This window comes from Amycolatopsis sp. CA-230715 (assembly GCF_018736145.1).
Lineage (GTDB): Bacteria > Actinomycetota > Actinomycetes > Mycobacteriales > Pseudonocardiaceae > Amycolatopsis.
The window spans coordinates 10,065,454-10,083,670 of record NZ_CP059997.1; the positions used below are offsets into that span (position 1 = coordinate 10,065,454).

Below are 18,217 nucleotides of genomic sequence, written 5' to 3' on the forward strand. Positions count from 1 at the left end.
CCCGCGCCGGCCCGGCGTGTCGAGCCGTTCGGGGACCCTGCCCGCGAGCGCCCGCACCAGCGGGTCATGTCGTCACCGGTGGTGCCGTCGCCGCGGGTGACCGCCCGCGCCAGCCGTCCGTCTTCGTAGACCAGTGCCAGCGACAGCCCGTCCAGCTTCGGCATCACCACCACCGGCTGGCCGGGGAACCGGTCGAAGAACGCCACGACCTGCTCGGACTTGGTCGCCTTCTCCAGCGACAGCATGGGGCGCGAGTGCCGCACCGGCGCGTGCAGCACCGTCGACGCGCCCACCCGCTCCAACGGGTTCGGCTCCGGCGCCAGGTCAGGGTTCGCCTCGATCAGCCCGCGCAACTCGTCCTCGAGTTCGTCGTACTCGGCGTCGGCGACCTTCGGCGAGCCGCGGTAGTAGGCGTCGCGCAGCGCCACGACCTGATCGGCGAGTTCCTGAATGCGTTTCCCAGCGTCCACGGCACAGCACGCTACCCGTGCCCACCGACAGCACCGGGCCAACACCGACACGGCGATCGGTCGACGCACAGTGGACTGGGCACGGCATGCCTGCTCCACAATCACGGGCACCCCCGATTGGTCGTTGACCTCGACCCGATCCTGACGGATGTTGGAGGTGACCAAGAGAGGACCGACGATGACCGCAGAGCCGTCCGCCCCGTTCACCGTCCCGCTGGGGTTCGTCAACGACCCGATTGCCTCCCATTCTGGCCAATTCGGGCTGGCTCGCCCGGAAGACGGCCCGGCAGGCACTACGCGGCCGTCCCCGACCGGGGTTCGGCCGTGGAACCTCCGTGCTGCCGAGCCGGTGGCAGCGAGAGCGGCTGGCCGTGCCCGCCTGTCGGGGTGGCGCTACGACCATGACCTGCAGGTGGCCGTGACCGCGACTGGGCAGCCGGTGAGTGAGATCGTCGCCGCCGATCCGTCGGCGGACTCGGTGTCGCACCTGGATGGCGACGAGGGCAATTCCGAGGATTGGCGCTACGACTACTACCCGGACCACCCCGGCCCGACGAAGTGACCGTTCTCGTTCTCGCGCGAGACCTGGACCCGACTGCGGATCGCCTGGTCGGCGTGCTCGGCGTGCGCGGGGTCGACGTGTTCCGTGTCAACACCGCGTGGTTTCCGACGAAGATGCAGGTGAACGCTCGGATTCGATGCACTAACTGGTGCGGGACCGTCACCACCCCGCGCGGCCGGCTCGACCTCGGCGACGTGGACGCGGTCTGGTACCGGTCTCCCGAGACGTACCGAATGCCCGAGACATTGTCGTCCGCGGAAGCGCAGCATGCGCACGTCGAAGCGAAGTACGGGCTGGGTGGTGTCTTGTCGTCACTGCCGGTCCCGTGGTGCAACCATCCGGCCAGGATCGCCGACGCCGCCTATAAACCGGTCCAGCTCGCGCGCGCAGCTCGCTGCGGGCTGGTCGTGCCGGACACGCTGATCACCAACCAGGCGGAGGCCGTGCGGGAGTTCGCCGCCGATGGGCCGATGGTGAGCAAGTTGGTCGGTGGCATGGCGCTGGATGAGGATGGCGTCCGCAAGAATGTCTACACCCGCCCCGTCGGCACCAACGAGCTCAGCGATCTCCGGGGCGTCGAGCACACCGCCCACCTGTTCCAGCGTTGGGTTCCGAAAGACAAGGAGGCGCGGGTCATCGTGATCGGCGACATCATCACGGCGGCCGCGATCACCGCGGGCAGCCCCGAAGCATACATCGACTACCGCACGGACTATGCCTCGCTGTCCTACGAACTCGTCACGCCACCCAGCGCCGTTGCCGACGGTATCCGGAAGCTGATGAAGGAATTCGACTTGGTTTACGGAGCGTTCGATTTCGTGATCACGCCCTCGGGAAGTTGGTGCATGCTGGAATTGAATCCCGCTGGGCAGTACCACTTTGTCGAGCAGGCCACGAACGCGCCGCTCACCGAGCAACTCGCCGATCTGCTTGCCGGAGCCACAACATGACGAGCACCGCAGTGGTCAACGACGGGTGGCAGGCGCGCGCCTCGGCCCTAGCCGCAGAGCTGGCCGCGTCCGGTGATCTGCACGATCCCGCGTGGGCAGCGGCCATAGCGGCGGTGCCCCGGCACCTTTTGGTGCCCACGGCGTACCAGCAACAATCCGACGGTAGCTGGACGGAAGTCGACACCGCCGAGATCGCCTATACAGCCACGACGCTGGTCACAGACCTCGAGCACAACCGGGCCGTGTCCTCAAGTACCAAACCGGATCTCATGGTGCGGATGCTGGAAGCCCTCGATATCAGCGATGGCCATCGGGTGCTGGAGATCGGCACCGGGACCGGGTACAACGCGGCCCTGCTCGCTCACCGCCTGGGCTCGCCGAACGTGTTCTCGATCGACATGGACCCGCACCTGATCGAACTGTCCCGGCAGCGGTTAGCCACTGCCGGCTTCCAACCATCCGTGGCCGCCCGCGACGGCATCCACGGATGGAGTGAACACGCTCTCTACGACCGGATCATCGCGACGTGTTCGGTGCCGCGCATACCCGCGAGCTGGGTCCGGCAACTCGTCCTCGGCGGGAAGCTCATCGCCGACGTCAAGTTCAACACCGGAGCCGGGAACCTGGCCGTGCTGCAGCGGTTCGACGACCGACTGGAGGGCCACTTCACCGATCGCTGGGCGGCGTTCATGGAGATGCGGCACCACGACGATGCCGCCGAACCAGCCCGTGCCGCTCGCGCGGAAACCGACCGGACGAGGATGACCAGCGCACCCGCCGAGCCGTGGAGGACCTGCCGCGAGATGTGGATGATGGCCTGCCTGGACCTGCCTCGCGGGCTGCGCACCGGCTACATCCTCGACCCCGATACCCGGCTGCCTCGGAGCGCGAGCCTGTCCGCGCCAGACGGCTCCTGGTGCGAGATCGATCTGAGCGCAGATGATTCGGGCGACCGGCAGTTGCGTGAAGGCGGCCCGACCCCGCTGTGGGATCACGTCGAACGTGCCCGGAACTCCTGGAGCCGCTGGGACGAACCCTCCTGGAGCCGTTTCGGATTGACAGCCGACGCCGACACCAGCGTCGTGTGGTTGGACGAACCCGGCAACGTCGTCAGTTGATCATCATCACCAACACCATGTCGCCTCATTTCCACACATCCTTCAGGAGCCATTCAACAAATGTGACGGAAACGTGAAGAACAATGCAACTTAAGGCACGAAAATGTGGTCGGCGACTACGGCATCATGGACGCGCGTATCGAGGATCGACGCCGCTGGCTGGACGGCAAAATCGCCCGTGACTCGGCCGAGTTCGGGGTGACGATCGAGGGCGCCACCGTGATCCCGTACGACACGCGGTCGATCGGGGCGCCCGTCGTCGACGGGGACGGGACACGGCTGTGGCTGCGAGTGGTCGTCGAAGACCCGGACTACCAGCCAGCGTGCCGTTGGGACGGCGACGTCGAGGCCAACGCGATCGAGGGCGTTCCCAAGCCGGTGGTCCTGCGGTGGGCCGATCGCACGTTGATGGCGTCGAGCTTCCCGGCGATCGCGTGCGGACCGAGTTGATGACCCGCGTTCCCGGCGCAGCCCTGTCCGCCGACAGCGTGCTCCGCGAGGACCCTCATCTGCCCGACCGCTGGTGGGAGGACCTCGCCCGCGCACTCGAGCACCTCTCCGCACACCCGCCGCCTGTGGCCGGCACCGTCAACACCGAGCGTTACCTGATCAACAACGTCCGCGGCTTCTTCGACGTGGATCTTGACGGGCGGCTTCCGGACCTGGTGTGGACGACCGCGCACGCGGACTTGCACTGGGGCAACCTCACCGGCCCCGAGCTTGCGATCCTGGACTGGGGAGACCTGGCGGCGGCTCCCGCCGAGTACGACCTCGCGACGCTGTACTGCAACAGCCTCCTGGTACCGGCGGTCGCGGTGCGAGTGCTGCGCATGGGCGCGGACGTCCTCACCGAGCCCGGCGGTCGCGTCTCCCTGCTACTCGCAGCCTGCCGGTACCTGACGCTCGCGCAGGAGGACGGGCCGTACCGCGGCCTGGGCGAGGCTTTGACCGCTCTCGGCCGTACCCAGCTGGCGCACCTGAGCATGTAGCGGGCACGCCGACGCCGTCGGATCCCCCACGGTCGCTGGCGAAACTCAGACTGAACTCCGGTACAGGGCACATGCCCGCGTAGTGATTGGACCTGGGCCGGTCCCGAGCAGTCCCCTCGGCGGAACACCGCCAGTTAGTTGGGTCCGCAGCGAAACGGCCGCGTTGTCGCCCGGTCGTGGGCCGCGTGTCCTGCCGACATCACCCTCCACCAGCCAACATCGATGGACGAGAGCTCCGCGCGTCAACCGTGTCCTCAGGCGGGTCGAGGTCGCCCCACCGTGCCATGTCCTGGTTCAATGGATGACGTGTGGTTGTCTCGTCGTCATCGCGCTGTTCCCGCGTGGGTGGACCAGCGCTACGCCGAGTTGGTCCAGATATTGGAGCCCTTCACTCGCAGGCTGCCCCGGCCTCGGCTGCACCGAGGCCGATGGATCGTCCGGGTCAGCAGGCACAACCCCCGATTGTGCGTGGATCTGGACACGCTCGACGACCACCTCTCCGAGATCGCGCGTTTCCGGGAGCATGTCGAGCGAGTCACGGAAAACCTGGAAAGGGCCTTCGGCGAAGCGACCCCGGAGGAAATCGCCGCGGTGCGCGCTCGGCGGCAACGTGACCGGGCAGCCGCGGCGCTGCGGCGTGCCACACCACAATGACCCCCAGATAACGCCTGGTCACCGCGCCCGTTAGGTGCCGCGGGCTCTCCCAATGCGCCCCGAGCGCCAAATCGCGGCCACATCCCCGGACTGCCTCGGGTGACCGCCCGCGCCAGCCGTCCGTCCTCCTAGACCAGCGCCAGCGACAGCCCGTCCAGCTTCGGCGCTTCCCCAGCCTGTCTTGGTGCCGGATAAGTGGTTCAGAACGGGATTGCCGTGGCGCGCGGGTCTCAATCACCGTCGTCCAGTGAGAAATCGTGCGGGAACGTCCTGTGCCCGGTGGTTAGTTTTTCGGGGGTGTGCAGATGGGGGTGTAGGGCAGGGGGATCCGCGCGGATTCCCAGGTGTCCGGTTCGACCGGGTTGACGTTTCGGCAGATTCGTTCGAGGTTGGCTGTCTCGTCGAGGTTCCAGATCAGGTCGCCGGGCCGTGGGGAGTTTGACGCGGTGCCGGCGGCGCCGGTGATCAGATGAGTATTGTCCGGGGTGAACGCGAGGCGGGTGATCGGCCGGTTCGTGGTGGTCAGCCGAGCCCACACGGTGGTCGTGGCCAGGTCCCAGATCACCACTTTCCCGCTCCTGGTGCCCAGTGCGACACGGCGGTTGTCCGTGCTGAACGCGGCGGAGGTGATCTTCTCGTCAGGCATCGGCAGGGTTGTCGGGTCGTGTTCGGTGTCGATGAGGCGTGCTTCACCGTTGCCGGCGATGACGCGGCGAGCGTGATCGGCGCTGACCGCGACCGTGCCGTCACCAGGGTCGTAGTCCGGCGGGGTGCGCCCGAGGCGCACAAGCGAAGCACGCAGCGCAGTGGGTGTAGCGGTGGCGTCCCCCGCTGCGACGGGAGTGGCGGGTGCGGAGGGGATCGTGGTGATGATGGTGCGGGTAGCTCGGTCCCACACGGTGATCGAACGGTCTGTGTTCAACGCCGCGATTTCGCGGTCCCCGCTGGTGAACTCCATCTCGGTCGCTTCCTTCCCTGATGCCTGCAACGCCCCGATGTCGTGACGGCTCCCGGTGTCGAGGAGGCGGACGTCTCTGCCGGTATCGGAGAGCGCGGCGATGGCCCCGTCCGCGCTGTACCCGGCGGCTCGGGGGGCGACGGTGACCGCGCGTCCGGTGAGGGTGTTGTTCGCCCTGTCGGAGAACTGGACGGCGACGTTGGAGATCACGGTGGCGATCAGGTCGCCGGCGGGGGTGATCGCGCTCCCGGACATACGCATCGGTCCGCCGCCGGCGGAGAGCCGGTGGTCGGGTTCGGACCGGCGCATGATCGTGCTGATCATGCCCCCGGTGGTGTAGACGAGGTCGTCGCCGTTGTCGGCGACGCTCACGCTGGCGATTTCTCCCCCAGGGTCGGCGCAAACAAGGCGATCCGCGCCGGTAGCCCGATCCCAGGTGTGGATGGTCCCGTCCCGATGGCCGCTGAGCGGCGAGCCGTCGGGCAGGAGCGCGATGCCCCGAACGGGACCCGGAGGGGTGCTCCGCCGATAGGTCACGCGCCCGGTGCCCGTGTCCATGACCGACAGCTGGCCGTCGCCACCGAGGGCGAGTTCCCGGCCGTCCCGGCTCACCGCGATGCTGAAGGATCCGGCGGTGTCGGTCGTGTCGACGACTCGGGAGGTCAGCGTGGCGGTGTTCCACCGGCGCAGGACCGCAGGGGTGGTATCGGATGCGCCGCGGGCGCGGTCCAGCGACCAGAGTTCGGTTCCCTCGCGCCGCAACGCCACACCCACGATGTCGCGGTCCGGCAGCGTCACCGGCCGCTCGCAGCGACGTGCGACGACGCTCCACAGACACAGGGAGCTTCGGACCGCTACCGCGAGGATCTGGCCGTCACCGCTGAACGCGGCCGCTGACGGGGTGTGCCGTGTGATCCCTCGAACGGCCTCATCCGGTAGGTAGCCGAAGCCGCGAGACTGATCGCTTTGCACCGCCAGCAACGCGCTGCGGGACTCCTCTATCGGTGCCTGCCGGAAGGCCTCCGCGGCCAGTAACTCACGCGTGTCGAAGGTGCCGTACTGCTCGTTCTGGGCACGGTCGGCGAGGATTCGAGCCAGTGTGATGTTGCGCTGCCAGATGGCATCGGCGCGCTGGTCGATCGCCACGATGCTCGTGGTTACCGCGACCACCACCAGAATGACGCCCAGCGCCACCAGGGCACGTCGTCGGCGCCGGCGGCGACGCGCCAGCGCACGGCTCGCGGTCACGAATTCCCGCTCAAGCGGGGACGGCGCGGTGGTCTCGTGTGCGGTGCAGTCGGTCGCGGACTCGATGCGGGGGCCGGTGAGCAGCAGGCCCGGGTCGCGGTCCGCTTCGGCCCAGCGGTGGGCGGCGTCGGTGACGCGGCGGTGGGCGCGCAGCCGATCGCGGTCCTGTTCGATCCAGGTCTGCAATCGTGGCCAGCTGCGGATCAGGGCTTCGTGCGCGATTTCGACGGTGTCCTGGTCCAGCGTCACCAGGCGCGCGTCGGTCAGGGCGGCGAGCACCGTTAGGGCGGTGCTGTCCTGGCGATCGATCTCGGTGGCGCGGATGCGGCGGCGGGTGTCCTCGGTCTCCTCCCCCGGTTCGATCAAACGGAGGAGCAGATCGCGGGCGTGACGCTGCTCGGCTGGGGTGAACGCGGTGTAGACAGTGTCCGCGGTGCGCACCAGCGCGCCTGCCACGCCGCCGGCCGCGTCGTAGGCGCGGTAGGTCAGCGTCGTGCCCCGCGGACGGCGACAGGTCTCGGCAAGGGCGTGCGACATCAGCGGAAGGGCGCCGTCGCGTCCGACCGTGTCCGCGACGATCTGGGTGACCAGGGCGGTCTCCACCACCAACCCCGCCTTCTTCGCGGGTTCGGTCACCGCTCGCCGGAGTTCGTCCGCGCTCATCGGCCCCAGCAGCACCTGGCGATCCCGCACCGCGCGAACCAGGTCGGGGTGCTGGGCGCAGTGACCGTAGAAGTCAGCCCGAACGCCCAGCACGACCCGCGCTGGGCCGCCCGGCCCGTCGACGAGGCCCATCAGCCCGGCGATGAACGCGTGGCGCTCGGTCGCGTCCTGGCACAGCGTGAACAGTTCCTCGAACTGGTCGATGACCAGCACCACGTCCGCGGCGTCAGGCTGGTTCGCCGATACCTGCCGGACGAGGGCGGACAGGTTCGCCGGATCAGCGCCCAACTCGGTGGCCAGCGCGCTCGCGGGCAGGTTCAGGATGTCGGCCAGGTGCGCCGCGCATTCCTCCCACGGCCGCGGCCCCGGCGTGAACAGCAGGACCCGATGCGCTTGCCCCGCCAGCCGGGGAATCAGGCCCGCCCGCAGTACCGAGGACTTCCCGCTCCCGGAGGGACCGAACACGGCGACGAACCGCCCGGCGCGGAGCAGCGCGGCGAGGTCGTCGACAACCTGTTCCCGGCCGAAGAACCGGTCGGCGTCGGTTTCCCGGTACGGTGCGAGCCCCGGGTAGGGGCACTCACGCACTGGGCCGGCGTCATGGCCATCGCCCGGGGTGCGGTCGGCGGCGACCGCGGTCGCGGTGACAGCAGCGTGGGCGGCGCGCCACCGCCGTTCCCACTCGGCCACATCGCCGTCGCACGCCCGCACGAACCCGCGCGTGACCTCCAGGCTCGGCAGCTTCCGCCCTTTCGCGGCCTCCGACAACGCGCTGTAGGAGAAATGCGCCGAGGCCGCCATCTCGCGGAACGTCGGCAGCCCCGCCCGGGTACGAAGGTCACGCAGCCCGCGTGCGAACTCGAGCAGCACCGGATCGGTGCCGTCCAGCGGCCCCTCCCGTCGTGCCATGACAATCCCTCCCCCGACGATTCGTCGCCTATGTTTTGTTTAGCAGTACCTATTCGCGCATCCAAGACTTGCCGGGGAGTGTTTCCCCACGGGCAACCGGGAAACAGATGTTCAGCGTTTCTTTGTCCGACGACTACCACCGACCGTGAACACGGCGAGCGCGGTAGAAACGGAATCCGTCGATACGGGATCACTTCCGAAACGTGGCACTGGATCCCGACCCTGTCGGCGCGTCATCGGCGGCGAGACAACGAACCTCGCCGCCCCACGAAGAGGAAGGAACATCACCAATGCAGTCGACATCGAAAGTTCGCCCCGGTCTCGCGGGTCGTGTGTCTCTGGCCGCGGTGGCCGGGCTGTGCCTGGCCGGAGCAGCGCTGGCGACCACCGCGGAGGCAGCGCCCGCGCACCCGGGAACATCCGCGGCCGTGCATCACAGCACGCGTGCGCTGCCCAAGTGCTTCGTCAACCAAGACGGCGTGAACTACCGCACTGGCCCCGGCACCCGGTACCCCTCGCTGGGCCATGTCAACCACGGGCAGGGAATCTGGATCACCGGCGGCACCTGGGGCAACAACCCGGTTGATGGACTCTGGTGGGACGCGGGGAACTTGTGGGGCGGCGCCAACAACGTGTGGATCCGCCGCGACTTCCTCAACTGCTGACCGAGGGCCAGGTCAGCGCTGTCGCCGGTCATCGTGGAAGTCCCTGACGAACTGACATCGGGGGATCCGCGGTGCACGGCAGGCGTGTGGTGCGTGCGTCGTCAACGCGCCTGCTGATCGGGCCTGGGTCCGGGACCTCGTCGAGGGGGGGGAGGTCCCGCCCCAGGCTGCGGCTTCCGTCCAGGCCAGCCGTGTGGGCAGGTGTGATGTGCCGGGGCGTGGGCACGGGCACTCCGGACCGGGTTGATCGCGACGGCTGTTCTCCTGCGCCGCCCGAACCGCAACCACGATGGGGAGGGTGCGTGCGCGGTGGCCGCTGTGCCTGGCGGGCTTCGGTTCTCAACTGACCGCGCCGCAGCACGACCGGCCCGGTCAGTTGAGTGTCACGAACCCCGGGCGCGCGGCAAGCAGGCACGCGCTGGCGTGCTGGCAGAGGCAGGGCACGCACGCCCAGCGCCGGGTCATCTCCCATGCATCGCGGGTGACGCAGACGGTCACGGCCCCTGGGGCCCGGGCAGCGTTTCCTTGTTTCCGCATGCCCACCCCGTGCGGCAGGGTTGCGGGGGAACCATTCCGGGGCAGGACGAGTTGCGTCCAAGAACCGCGACGCCGCCCGCCCACCGCGAGGTGGGCCGCACATGTGTCGCGGCCCGAGAACATCTCCTACGCCGCGACGATTGGCGGCGTCCAATCTCGACGAGTTCCACGGCGAAAGGGTGCTGAGCACCGCCATCCACACCCGTCGCGACGCGCTCGACCCCGCCGAGCCCCGGCAGGGGTGAGCCAGCGGGACACCCGGGTGTGTGCGGGATCGGCCGCGGGCCTGTCGCGGAGCGCGCGGCTCCACGACAGGCCCGATGGTCAGGTCGTGTCCTGTTCCCGTGTCACGCGGAGCGGTCTGGCCGCGCCCCGGGGTCCGGAGGGCAGGTGAGGTGGTCACGGGGGATCCACACCTGCCGTGCACCACCCCACACATCCACCGATGCCCACCAGCGCCCATCCGTCCCCCACATTCCTCCAATGATTTGCACCCCCTGGCCGCGCGGGAGTCGCGCGAGCGCCGGAAAGGCCGGACCGGGACCCGTGTGAACCGTGGCGCCGTCGGTGTTCACGATGCACGTGACCGACCTCAGGCCTGCGGCGTGATTCACCGCCACGGCCGATGCGGGCCCGGTCGCGGCATCAGCGGCGGCGAACAGGCCGCCACCAGCCGCAGACAGGGCCGCGGCGAGAATGAGGGTGGTCCGGGCGACCACCGCCCGCACGGATGTTGTTGTGCTGCTCATCGAGAATTCCCTTCGCTCAGTCCAGTGTGAAGTGCGATGTTCCGTCCGCGGCGGTCACATCGGTTCACGTGTGTCCACCGTCGGCGATGACTGGTTTACCGGATCTGCACTGTTCACGGTCACGGACACGGTTGTAAACAATCAATGGTGAACAACAAGGGGGACGATTGCGTCTGCATCCTGGGGAGTTCGCGGACGCGCCCACAGCAGCGCGTGGTGAGATTTCTTCAGAATGGCGGCGCGGGACGTGTGGCCGCGCCCCTGCATTCGACGCGGCGCCGGAGCCCGCGCGGAAGAATCGGCCTGTCCGACTCTGTCAGGTCAGTGACGCCGCACGAGGGGAAGGCAGCGCAGATGTGGCGAGCGGTTGGCCCCGCACGGCCGACACGATTTAGGCACGGCGTGATCTCCATCCAGAAAGACCCGAACACGCGATGTCATCAGCGAGCGGCTATCGCCGGTGATGTTTTCCCGGCGCGAAGACGTTATTGGCCGGTGGTCACGGCGTGGACGTGGTCGAGGCCGTCGACGGCACGGGTTTCTTCGGTGACGTCGCCGAACCTACGAGCCAGTCGGGCTGCTCGGTGGTAGTGGCCTAGGGCTGCTTGTGGTTCGCCGAGGGCGTGGCATGCGGCGGCGAGGCGGTTGGTGGCCACGGCGAGCTGGGGTGGATTGTTCAGCCGGGTCAGGATGGCAACGGCACGCTCGGCGTGGTCCCGGGCCTGGTCGGGGTGACCAACGGTGAGCAGGACTTCGGCGTAGTCGCCGCGGCAGATGGCCTCGCCGAAGTCATTGTCCAGCGTGGTCGCGTCGCGTACGGCTTTGTCGGCGGTAGCCTGGGCTTCGCTGTGGCGGCCGAGTTTGGCGAGCAGGACGGCGTGATGTGCCGCGCTGAGAACCGCACCGTGGTGATCGCCTGCCCGTTCATGAGCTAGTCGCGCGCGTTGCACCGATGCGAGTGCGTCGTCGAAGAGCCCGAGTACTGATTGCGCATGGCTGAGATTGCCGTACGTTCGGCCGGCGAAGGTCGGGTCGTCAGTATTTTCTGTTAACGCGAGCGCTTGCTGGCAACACCTGATCGTCTCGCGATAGTCTCCCCGGATTCCACGCAGGACACCGAGCCTGGCCAACGCGTTGGCTTCGCCTTCCGGATCGTGTGCGTCGCGGGCGGTGCGGTATTGCTGTTCGGTACATGCCGTGGCTTGGTCGAAGTCTCCGGCGGCCCAGTGGGCGACGGCGAGATGGCGCAGGCTGCGTTGCAACGCATGGGGGTTCTCGAGGTGGTGCGCGGCGGTGGTTCCGGCTTGGGCGATGGTGAGGAAGTCGGCTCGGTGGCCACGGTCGAGCACGTAGGTGGCCATGTGGTCGGCGATCTGCCAGCAGTGGTCGTAACGCCCGCGGGCGAGGGCGTGTTCGGTGATCGTGACGAGGTTGGGCAACTCGACGGTGTGCCAGTGCTCATCGCCGCCCGCGCGGTAGTAGTCCAGAAGCCGGTCGAGCGCGCCGGTGGCGTTGTCGATCGCGGTGAGGCTGCGGGCGTGGTCGGCCAGCAGATCGTGGAACGCGTATCCGTCACCGCTGGGCTGGCCCAGCAGGTTCGCGTCGAGCAAGTCTTCCAGCACACGCTCGGTGTCCGGTTCCGGCATGGCGGCCAGGGCGACCGCTGCGCGCGGGGTGATCAGGCTGCCGGGGTGCAATCCGAGCAGCCGGAACAGGCGCTGCTGGGTGCTGGTCAGCTCCCCGTAGGACAGCTGGAACACCGCGGCGACATCCCGCCCGCCGGTGCGGAGTTCGGCGAGCCGGTTCTGCTCGGAGGACAGCCGGTCGGTGAACTCGGCGGTGGACCATTGTGGACGGTGCCGGAGGCGAGCCGCGGCGATCCGAATCGCCAGCGGCAGATAACCACACAGTCTGCCCACTCCCTCGTCGGCGCGGCCGGAGACCGCGGTGAACAGAACCGCCGCCTGGTCGGCGGGCAGGACATCCAGCGACACCGGCACGGCACCGTCGATACCGGGAAGGCGGCGACGGCTGGTCACCAGAACCGCGACCGTCGCGCTGCCGGGCAATAGCGGCAGCACCTGGTCGTCGCTGGCGGCGTTGTCCAGCAACACCAGCAACGTCTGATCTGCCGTTCGTGCTCGCCACAGCGCAGCCCGAGCGTCGAGACCGTCGGGATGCTGCTGTGCCGGGAGACCCAGTTGGAGTAACAGAGATCCGAGCGCGGACTCGGGCGACAACGGTGTCCGCCCAGGGGTGTAGCTGTGCAGGTTGACGAACAGCTGCCCGTCGGGAAATGCCGCTGCTACCCGGTTCGCGGCTCGGACTGCCATGGCTGTCTTCCCGACGCCCGCCATGCCGTCAATCACGACCGGCACCCCTCGACGTGCCGCCGTGAGCGCCTGCTCGATCTCGAGGTCGCGGCCGGTGAAATCGGGCACCTCGTACGGCAGATAGCACCGGCCGGCCCGGTTTCCCGCCGGGCCACGCAGGATCTCTCCGTGGACGGCCCGCAGCTGCGCGCCGGGCTCCACACCCAGCTCGTCGATCAACCGGCGCCGCACCCGGTCGTAGACGCCCAACGCCTCCGCCTGCCGTCCACGCTGGTGCAGCGACCGCATCAGCAAGCCGGCGAGGTGCTCCCGCAACGGATACTCCGCGGCCAGCGCGGACAGCTCCGCGACGACATCCTCGCCCGCGGCCACCTCATCGGCCAGGCACAGCTCCCAGATCGACAGCCGCCGTTCCTCCAGGCATGCGGCGGTACCGGCGAGCGCGGCACTGCCGAGTCCGGCCAGCGCCGGGCCACGCCAGCAGGCCAGCGCCTGGCGGTACTCGCCGCGCCCGGCATGGTCTTCGAAAGTGCGCAGGTCCAATACCGGCGGGCGCAGGACGAACCCAGTCCCGTCCGCGACGATGACGTCCGTGTCTGCTCCCGCGTCGATCAGGGTCCGGCGCAGCGCGGTGGTGAGGTTGCGTACCTGCCGCACGGCCGTGGCCGGAGGGTCGGCGTCCCACACGACATCGACCAACCGGGACACCGGTACTACCCGGCCAGCATCGAGCAGCAACGCGGCCAAGATCCGCTCCTGACGCGGCCCCGCCATCGTGATCGGCCGGTCCGCCGTGCGTGCCTGCACCGGACCCAGCACCCGAAACTCCATGGCCCGTCCCCTGTCAGCACACCGCGGCAGCCAGTGCACCCATGATGCACCGCCGGTGCACAGCGGGTCGAGCCTGACAGTCGACACGGAATTCGTCGGCGTCACCCGGAAAAATGAAGGAGCCTTCCCCGTGTACCGCATGTCAACGGCCGCGAAATCGAGGGCCAGCCGCACCACGCTCATTCTCACCGCCGGCCTGTTCATTGCCGGGGCCGGTCTCGCCACAGCCACCGAAACAGCTCCCGCAGCACCGACCGCACCCCCGGCAGCGACGAATCCGGCTCACCGTGGCGCCCGCACCGCGACGATCGCCTGTCTCGTCGACGCCGACCAGAATTGGACCTACGACTACTGCCTAAACCAGCCCGGTCCACCGGAATGACCGTTCCGGGTCTCGCGCACCCCCGGATGGCACCCGCCGTACGAGCGCTGCGCATGTGCGCTGGTCGACAGCGATCACAGCGGCGGAATCCTTCGGGAACTGCGGTTCGGCTGTGCACACGATGTCGGCCTCGAGCAGGTGGCGGGCCGGTGACCGGGATGTGGCCGTGCGCGCGGCGTCCGCGTCGGTACACGCGCGGTCGAACAGCCGGTATGCCGCACCCGCTTCGACCGCCGCCAGCCTGGCCGTAGCATCTGCCCGCGTGACTGACGAGAACGACGCACACGCGCTCACGCGGTGGACCATCCACGGCGAGCGACTCGTTGACGACACACGTCGTGATCGGGTGAGCATCGCCTCGGTCGAACTACCCGACGGTGTGAGGTTCGAGCAGTGGGTGTTCCGCATCCGTAAAGCCGCGATGATGGCGGTTCTCGACGACCACGACCGGGTGCTCATGTTGTGGCGGCACCGGTTCATCATCGATCGTTGGGTGTGGGAGTTGCCGGGCGGCTATGTCAACCCGGACGAGGATCCCGCGGTGACCGCGGCGCGTGAAGTGGAGGAAGAGACCGGGTGGCGCCCGCTTGAGGTCGAGTCGCTCGGTTCCCTGCAGCCGATCGTCGGCAGCGCCGACGCCGAGAATCTGTTGTACGTGGCCCGGCGGTCGGCCTACATCGGTGAACCCGCGGACATCAACGAGGCGGAGCGGGTCGCGTGGATCCCGCTGGACTCGGTCCGGGACCGCATTACCCAGGGCGAGATTGTCGGCGCGGCATCGCAGGTCGCGCTCCTGCACATCCTCGCGTTCTACCGCTGAGCCGTTACCCCGGGGTGGGCACACCGACGGCTCTCATCTCCGCGTAGACCGCGCGAACCCGGCGGTCGGAGCGGACCGGGGCGAGGCGCCGGGCAACGTCAGCCAGATAGGCACTGCCGCGGACCGACCGGACGCGCTGGCACATCCGCACGGCTGTGGTCGCCTCGGCGCACGCTTCGTCGACGTGGCCCTGTCCGGCCAGGATGGACGCGAGGAGGGCGGTGTTGAACAGGCGCCCCCGGTCGTACCCGTCGCTCATGCCCAGCGACCGCCGGGCGAACTGCTCGGCTTCGGGCAGGTGGCCGAGGTCGCGGAGGGTATGCGCGAACTTCGCGGACAGGTAGGCGCTGTCGAAATAGCTCAGCCACTGGGGCCCGCCGCCGGGTGTGAATCGTTCGAAAGCGCGTTCGGCCTCACGCAGTGCTGCGAAGCACGCCGGTGTGTTGCTTTTGAGGGCGTGGCCGTGCGCCTCGAGGACCGCGGCCTCCGCGTGCAGCGCGGCCAGGCCCGACCGTGTCGCTGTTCGCCTGGCGGCGAGTGCCATGTCGAGGGCGGTGTCGCGGGCGGTGACGCGCGATGTGTCGGACGGTGTGTGGTCGGCCAGGGCCGCGGTGAACGCCGCATGATGCGACATGGCGGCGAGCATCTCGGCCTCGAGCGCATCGTCGCCGGCGTCCTGCGAGAGCGTCAACGCGTCTGCTAGGTACCGCTGTCCGCGTGCGGTGTCGCCGACGTCGTACGCGCTCCAGCCGGCGACCTGGTGCAGTTCGGCGGCGGCGGCGAACAGTTCCTCGCGCGCGGCGGCAGTTCCGCTGGGGTCGTTGAGCATGGGTGTCACGCTCGAGGTCAGATAGCTGGTGATCGAGGTCGTTCCGCGGCTGTGCCCGCCACCAAACCGGTTGTCGAGCTGCCGGAATGTCTCGGTCATGTGGCGGACGATCTCGGCGTCGGTGCTTCTCGGTTTGACGACCGTCGTGGCCGTCGCTGGGGTTGCGAGCAGGGACGCGCCGATCGCGGTGACGCCGGCGCGTGCGGTCTTGAAGAACTGTCGCCGTTGCACGTCGTCGAGGCTAGCCTCGGCTGCCGAGTACGCCGATTCGTTCGATGTATGGAAAACGGGGAACCACAGCAGGTCGGTCGGCACGTGCAGTGCCGTTGCCCATCGCTGGAGTTTGTACAGGTCTCCCGGCGCGCGAGCGCCGGGTGCTTCCAGGCGGCTCACCTGGGCCTGGGTGAGGCCGATCCAGAGGCCGAGCCTGGCCTGGGAGACGTGGGGTTTGTGTTCGTGGCGGTAGGCCGCGAAGAGCTGACCGAAATGGCGGGCCGTGAGTGCGGCGCGGATGCTATCGGCGTGCCAGAAGGTCGCGGGCTGCGGCTGCGCCGCGTCGGAGATCAGTCGACGGGTACAGCCGCGGCAGTGCTCGCTCTTGCGGTCGCGGGCCAAGCGGGCGCCACAAGCGTCACACGTTCGCGCCGCTCCCGGCATCCCGATCACCCCTCGCTCACCGTTCGCGCCGCAGTGTAGGCGGTTCAGCACCCCCTGTCATGACCGTCATACGGCTCATGTATGGAATCCGGCGTCGCGTCGCACGTGCTGCTCGAAACCCATACGTCGTTGTCGTTGTCCGCCCGCCAGCATCGATAGACGCTCTGGGCATGCATCAGGTAGCGCACAGCGATCACCGCACCTCACGCGGAGCGCCGATCAGGTCGAGGCGGTCCGCGTCGTGAGCGCCGGGACGTGTGCGGTGTACCTGGTGATGGTCCTTGCCGCGGGCGCTGCCGTGGTGTTCGCGGTGCTCCCCTACCTGCGGCGCGTTCGGCGTGATCACCCTCGCTTCCTCGACGCCGATCAGCCTGGAACGCACCGTGGCGGCGGGACAGCGGCGGGCATGGCCGGGGGTCTCCATGAGTTCGTGGCGGGAGCGGGGGTTGAGCCTCCGGGCCCCTCGCGCCCGCCACGGTCCACCGGTGCTGCCGCGTGTCACAGGGTGGCCGCGACCGGGCACATGTTCGCCCGTGCGGGAGCGTCTGTGTCCGGCCGTGATCGTGTTCTCGTGTGGCGTGCGCTCACCGGACACATTCGCCCACTGCGCGTCGCGTATTGGTGGGCGACGGCGTTTAGAACGTTCTTCACCCTGGCGTGCTTGTTTTTTATCGCGTCACTCATCGCGATCCTCGGTGACTACTCGCGGGCCATTTTGATCGCGACCCTGTCGGCGAGTGCCGTCCTGATGGGACTTCCTGCGATCACCCTGCATCGTGTTGCGTGGCAGGCACTCAACGTCTCCGTCGGCGCGTACGTGGTCGCTCGTGACGGTGAGTCCGATGCCGCCCAGTGACCACGCTCTCAAGAAAAGGATCGAACGCTCCATTCGCGATGGTGACGCACCGGTGCCATCGGTGACCTATTTTGCGGAGGGATCATGACTATCAGGTTCGCGGATTTCGTCGGGTTTATCCGGCGTTCATCCGCATGCTCTTCCACCGCGGGGCGTCATGCCCTCAGCGGCGACCGCGCTGGCTGCCGACGATCACCGTGCCGTGGTGTCGTCGCGACGCTGACCGTCCCGTCCCCGCTCGTGGCGCCGATCGACGGCCACTACCGCGGGCCGCTCGCCGACGACGACGTCCCGTGCGGCGTGGCGGAGGCGGCAACGTCCATGGTAGGTCGCGGTGGCCTCCCCTGGCCTGGAGCGAGCTTGTGATCTCGCAGCTCCTCGAGCCCGCCTTCGGCGGGAAATCCTGATGGGCTCCCGCAGCAGACGCGCTCGCTCGGCCGAAGCGCTATCCATCGCAGGGGCATGGCGTATCGAGTCGACGGTCCACCGCGATCCGCGCGGCGGTATCCGCGAGTGGTATCGGGAAAGCGATCTGCACGAGTCTTTCGCTGGGTGTTTGCGGCCGCGGCAGGCGACCTGTTCGATCAACCATCGCGGTGCGTTGCGCGGCATCAGCGTGTCGGCTGGTCAGGTCAAGCAGGTGACCTGTGTCGCGGGCGAAATTCTCGATGTCGTCGTCGATGTCCGAATAGGGTCGCCGACCTTCGGGCAATGGGTCATGGAGCATTTGGACGCCACTTGCGGGGTGAGTGTCCACATTGGAGCCGGGCTCGGGCACGCGTTTCTCGCTCTCACCGAGGGTGCTGTGTTGACGTATCTGCTCTCCTCCGAACACGACCCTCACCGCGAAGTACGAGTGAACCCGCGCGACCCAGAGATCGCGATCGCGTGGCCGGAGGACGTCGAGCCGATCCTGTCTCCTCGCGACGCCGCAGCGCCGACCTTGCGCCGCTGCGCACAGGCCGGACTGCTGCCCACCCACACCACCGTCCCCGTGCTCGAACCCCGCCAGCGCCCTCCTGACATCGACTAACTGC

The 18,217-nt window shown here is 68.5% G+C and carries 14 protein-coding genes and 1 pseudogene; 10 read left to right on the plus strand and 5 right to left on the minus strand.

What is annotated here, in order from left to right:
* Window positions 1-6 precede the first annotated feature (6 nt).
* Window positions 7-470: pseudogene (locus HUW46_RS46785) on the minus strand (NAD-dependent DNA ligase LigA); the annotation flags it as partial.
* 178 nt (window positions 471-648) lie between these two features.
* On the opposite strand from HUW46_RS46785, the gene HUW46_RS46790 reads away from it, so the two are divergent.
* The 6 genes from HUW46_RS46790 (at window position 649) to HUW46_RS46815 (ending at window position 4,743) form a co-directional block, all read left to right on the plus strand.
* Complete coding sequence (locus tag HUW46_RS46790; protein WP_215545044.1) at window positions 649-1,032, plus strand: hypothetical protein; 384 nt, start codon at window positions 649-651, stop codon at window positions 1,030-1,032.
* Complete coding sequence (locus HUW46_RS46795) at window positions 1,029-1,982, plus strand: MvdC/MvdD family ATP grasp protein (protein ID WP_215545045.1); 954 nt, start codon at window positions 1,029-1,031, stop codon at window positions 1,980-1,982. Before HUW46_RS46790 ends, HUW46_RS46795 begins: the two co-directional genes overlap by 4 nt.
* The gene (locus HUW46_RS46800) at window positions 1,979-3,100 is read left to right on the plus strand and encodes a methyltransferase domain-containing protein (protein ID WP_215545046.1); all 1,122 of its coding nucleotides are present in this window, start codon (window positions 1,979-1,981) and stop codon (window positions 3,098-3,100) included. The genes HUW46_RS46795 and HUW46_RS46800 overlap by 4 nt, the downstream gene beginning before the upstream one ends.
* A 126-nt stretch (window positions 3,101-3,226) precedes the next feature.
* Window positions 3,227-3,550 carry a hypothetical protein gene (locus HUW46_RS46805; RefSeq protein WP_215545047.1) on the plus strand — a complete coding sequence of 108 codons (324 nt, stop codon included), beginning with the start codon at window positions 3,227-3,229 and terminating at the stop codon, window positions 3,548-3,550.
* Entirely contained in the window at window positions 3,550-4,089 is a 540-nt protein-coding gene (locus tag HUW46_RS46810; protein ID WP_215545048.1) for an aminoglycoside phosphotransferase family protein, read from the plus strand. Before HUW46_RS46805 ends, HUW46_RS46810 begins: the two co-directional genes overlap by 1 nt.
* 468 nt (window positions 4,090-4,557) lie before the next feature.
* The gene (locus HUW46_RS46815; RefSeq protein WP_215545049.1) at window positions 4,558-4,743 is read left to right on the plus strand and encodes a hypothetical protein; all 186 of its coding nucleotides are present in this window, start codon (window positions 4,558-4,560) and stop codon (window positions 4,741-4,743) included.
* A gap of 283 nt (window positions 4,744-5,026) precedes the next feature.
* Here the strand turns inward: HUW46_RS46815 and HUW46_RS46820 are convergent, their stop codons facing one another.
* The gene (locus tag HUW46_RS46820) at window positions 5,027-8,521 is read right to left on the minus strand and encodes an nSTAND1 domain-containing NTPase (RefSeq protein WP_215545050.1); all 3,495 of its coding nucleotides are present in this window, start codon (window positions 8,519-8,521) and stop codon (window positions 5,027-5,029) included.
* 479 nt (window positions 8,522-9,000) lie between these two features.
* Here HUW46_RS46820 and HUW46_RS46825 point away from each other — a divergent pair, with 479 nt between their 5' ends.
* Window positions 9,001-9,186 (plus strand): hypothetical protein, encoded by a 186-nt coding sequence (locus HUW46_RS46825; protein WP_215545051.1) that lies wholly within the window; start codon window positions 9,001-9,003, stop codon window positions 9,184-9,186.
* Window positions 9,187-10,957: 1,771 nt separating this feature from the next.
* Here HUW46_RS46825 and HUW46_RS46830 read toward each other — a convergent pair.
* Window positions 10,958-13,819: an AfsR/SARP family transcriptional regulator gene (locus HUW46_RS46830; RefSeq protein WP_215545052.1), complete on the minus strand. Its 2,862-nt coding sequence runs from the start codon at window positions 13,817-13,819 to the stop codon at window positions 10,958-10,960.
* A 365-nt stretch (window positions 13,820-14,184) separates the two neighbouring features.
* On the opposite strand from HUW46_RS46830, the gene HUW46_RS46835 reads away from it, so the two are divergent.
* Window positions 14,185-14,838, plus strand: a complete 654-nt coding sequence (locus HUW46_RS46835; protein WP_254125600.1) for an NUDIX hydrolase — start codon at window positions 14,185-14,187, stop codon at window positions 14,836-14,838.
* A 4-nt stretch (window positions 14,839-14,842) separates the two neighbouring features.
* Here HUW46_RS46835 and HUW46_RS46840 read toward each other — a convergent pair whose 3' ends face one another.
* Both HUW46_RS46840 and HUW46_RS46845 read right to left on the minus strand, forming a co-directional pair.
* A complete protein-coding gene (locus HUW46_RS46840; RefSeq protein WP_215545053.1) occupies window positions 14,843-16,282 on the minus strand; it encodes a helix-turn-helix domain-containing protein in 1,440 nt (479 codons plus the stop codon).
* Window positions 16,283-16,517: 235 nt separating this feature from the next.
* Complete coding sequence (locus HUW46_RS46845) at window positions 16,518-16,706, minus strand: hypothetical protein (protein WP_215545054.1); 189 nt, start codon at window positions 16,704-16,706, stop codon at window positions 16,518-16,520.
* A gap of 165 nt (window positions 16,707-16,871) precedes the next feature.
* On the opposite strand from HUW46_RS46845, the gene HUW46_RS46850 reads away from it, so the two are divergent.
* Window positions 16,872-17,180, plus strand: coding sequence for a hypothetical protein (locus HUW46_RS46850; RefSeq protein ID WP_215545055.1), 309 nt, complete (start codon window positions 16,872-16,874; stop codon window positions 17,178-17,180).
* 406 nt (window positions 17,181-17,586) lie between these two features.
* Window positions 17,587-18,213: a dTDP-4-dehydrorhamnose 3,5-epimerase family protein gene (locus tag HUW46_RS46855; RefSeq protein WP_215545056.1), complete on the plus strand. Its 627-nt coding sequence runs from the start codon at window positions 17,587-17,589 to the stop codon at window positions 18,211-18,213.
* Window positions 18,214-18,217 lie beyond the last annotated feature (4 nt).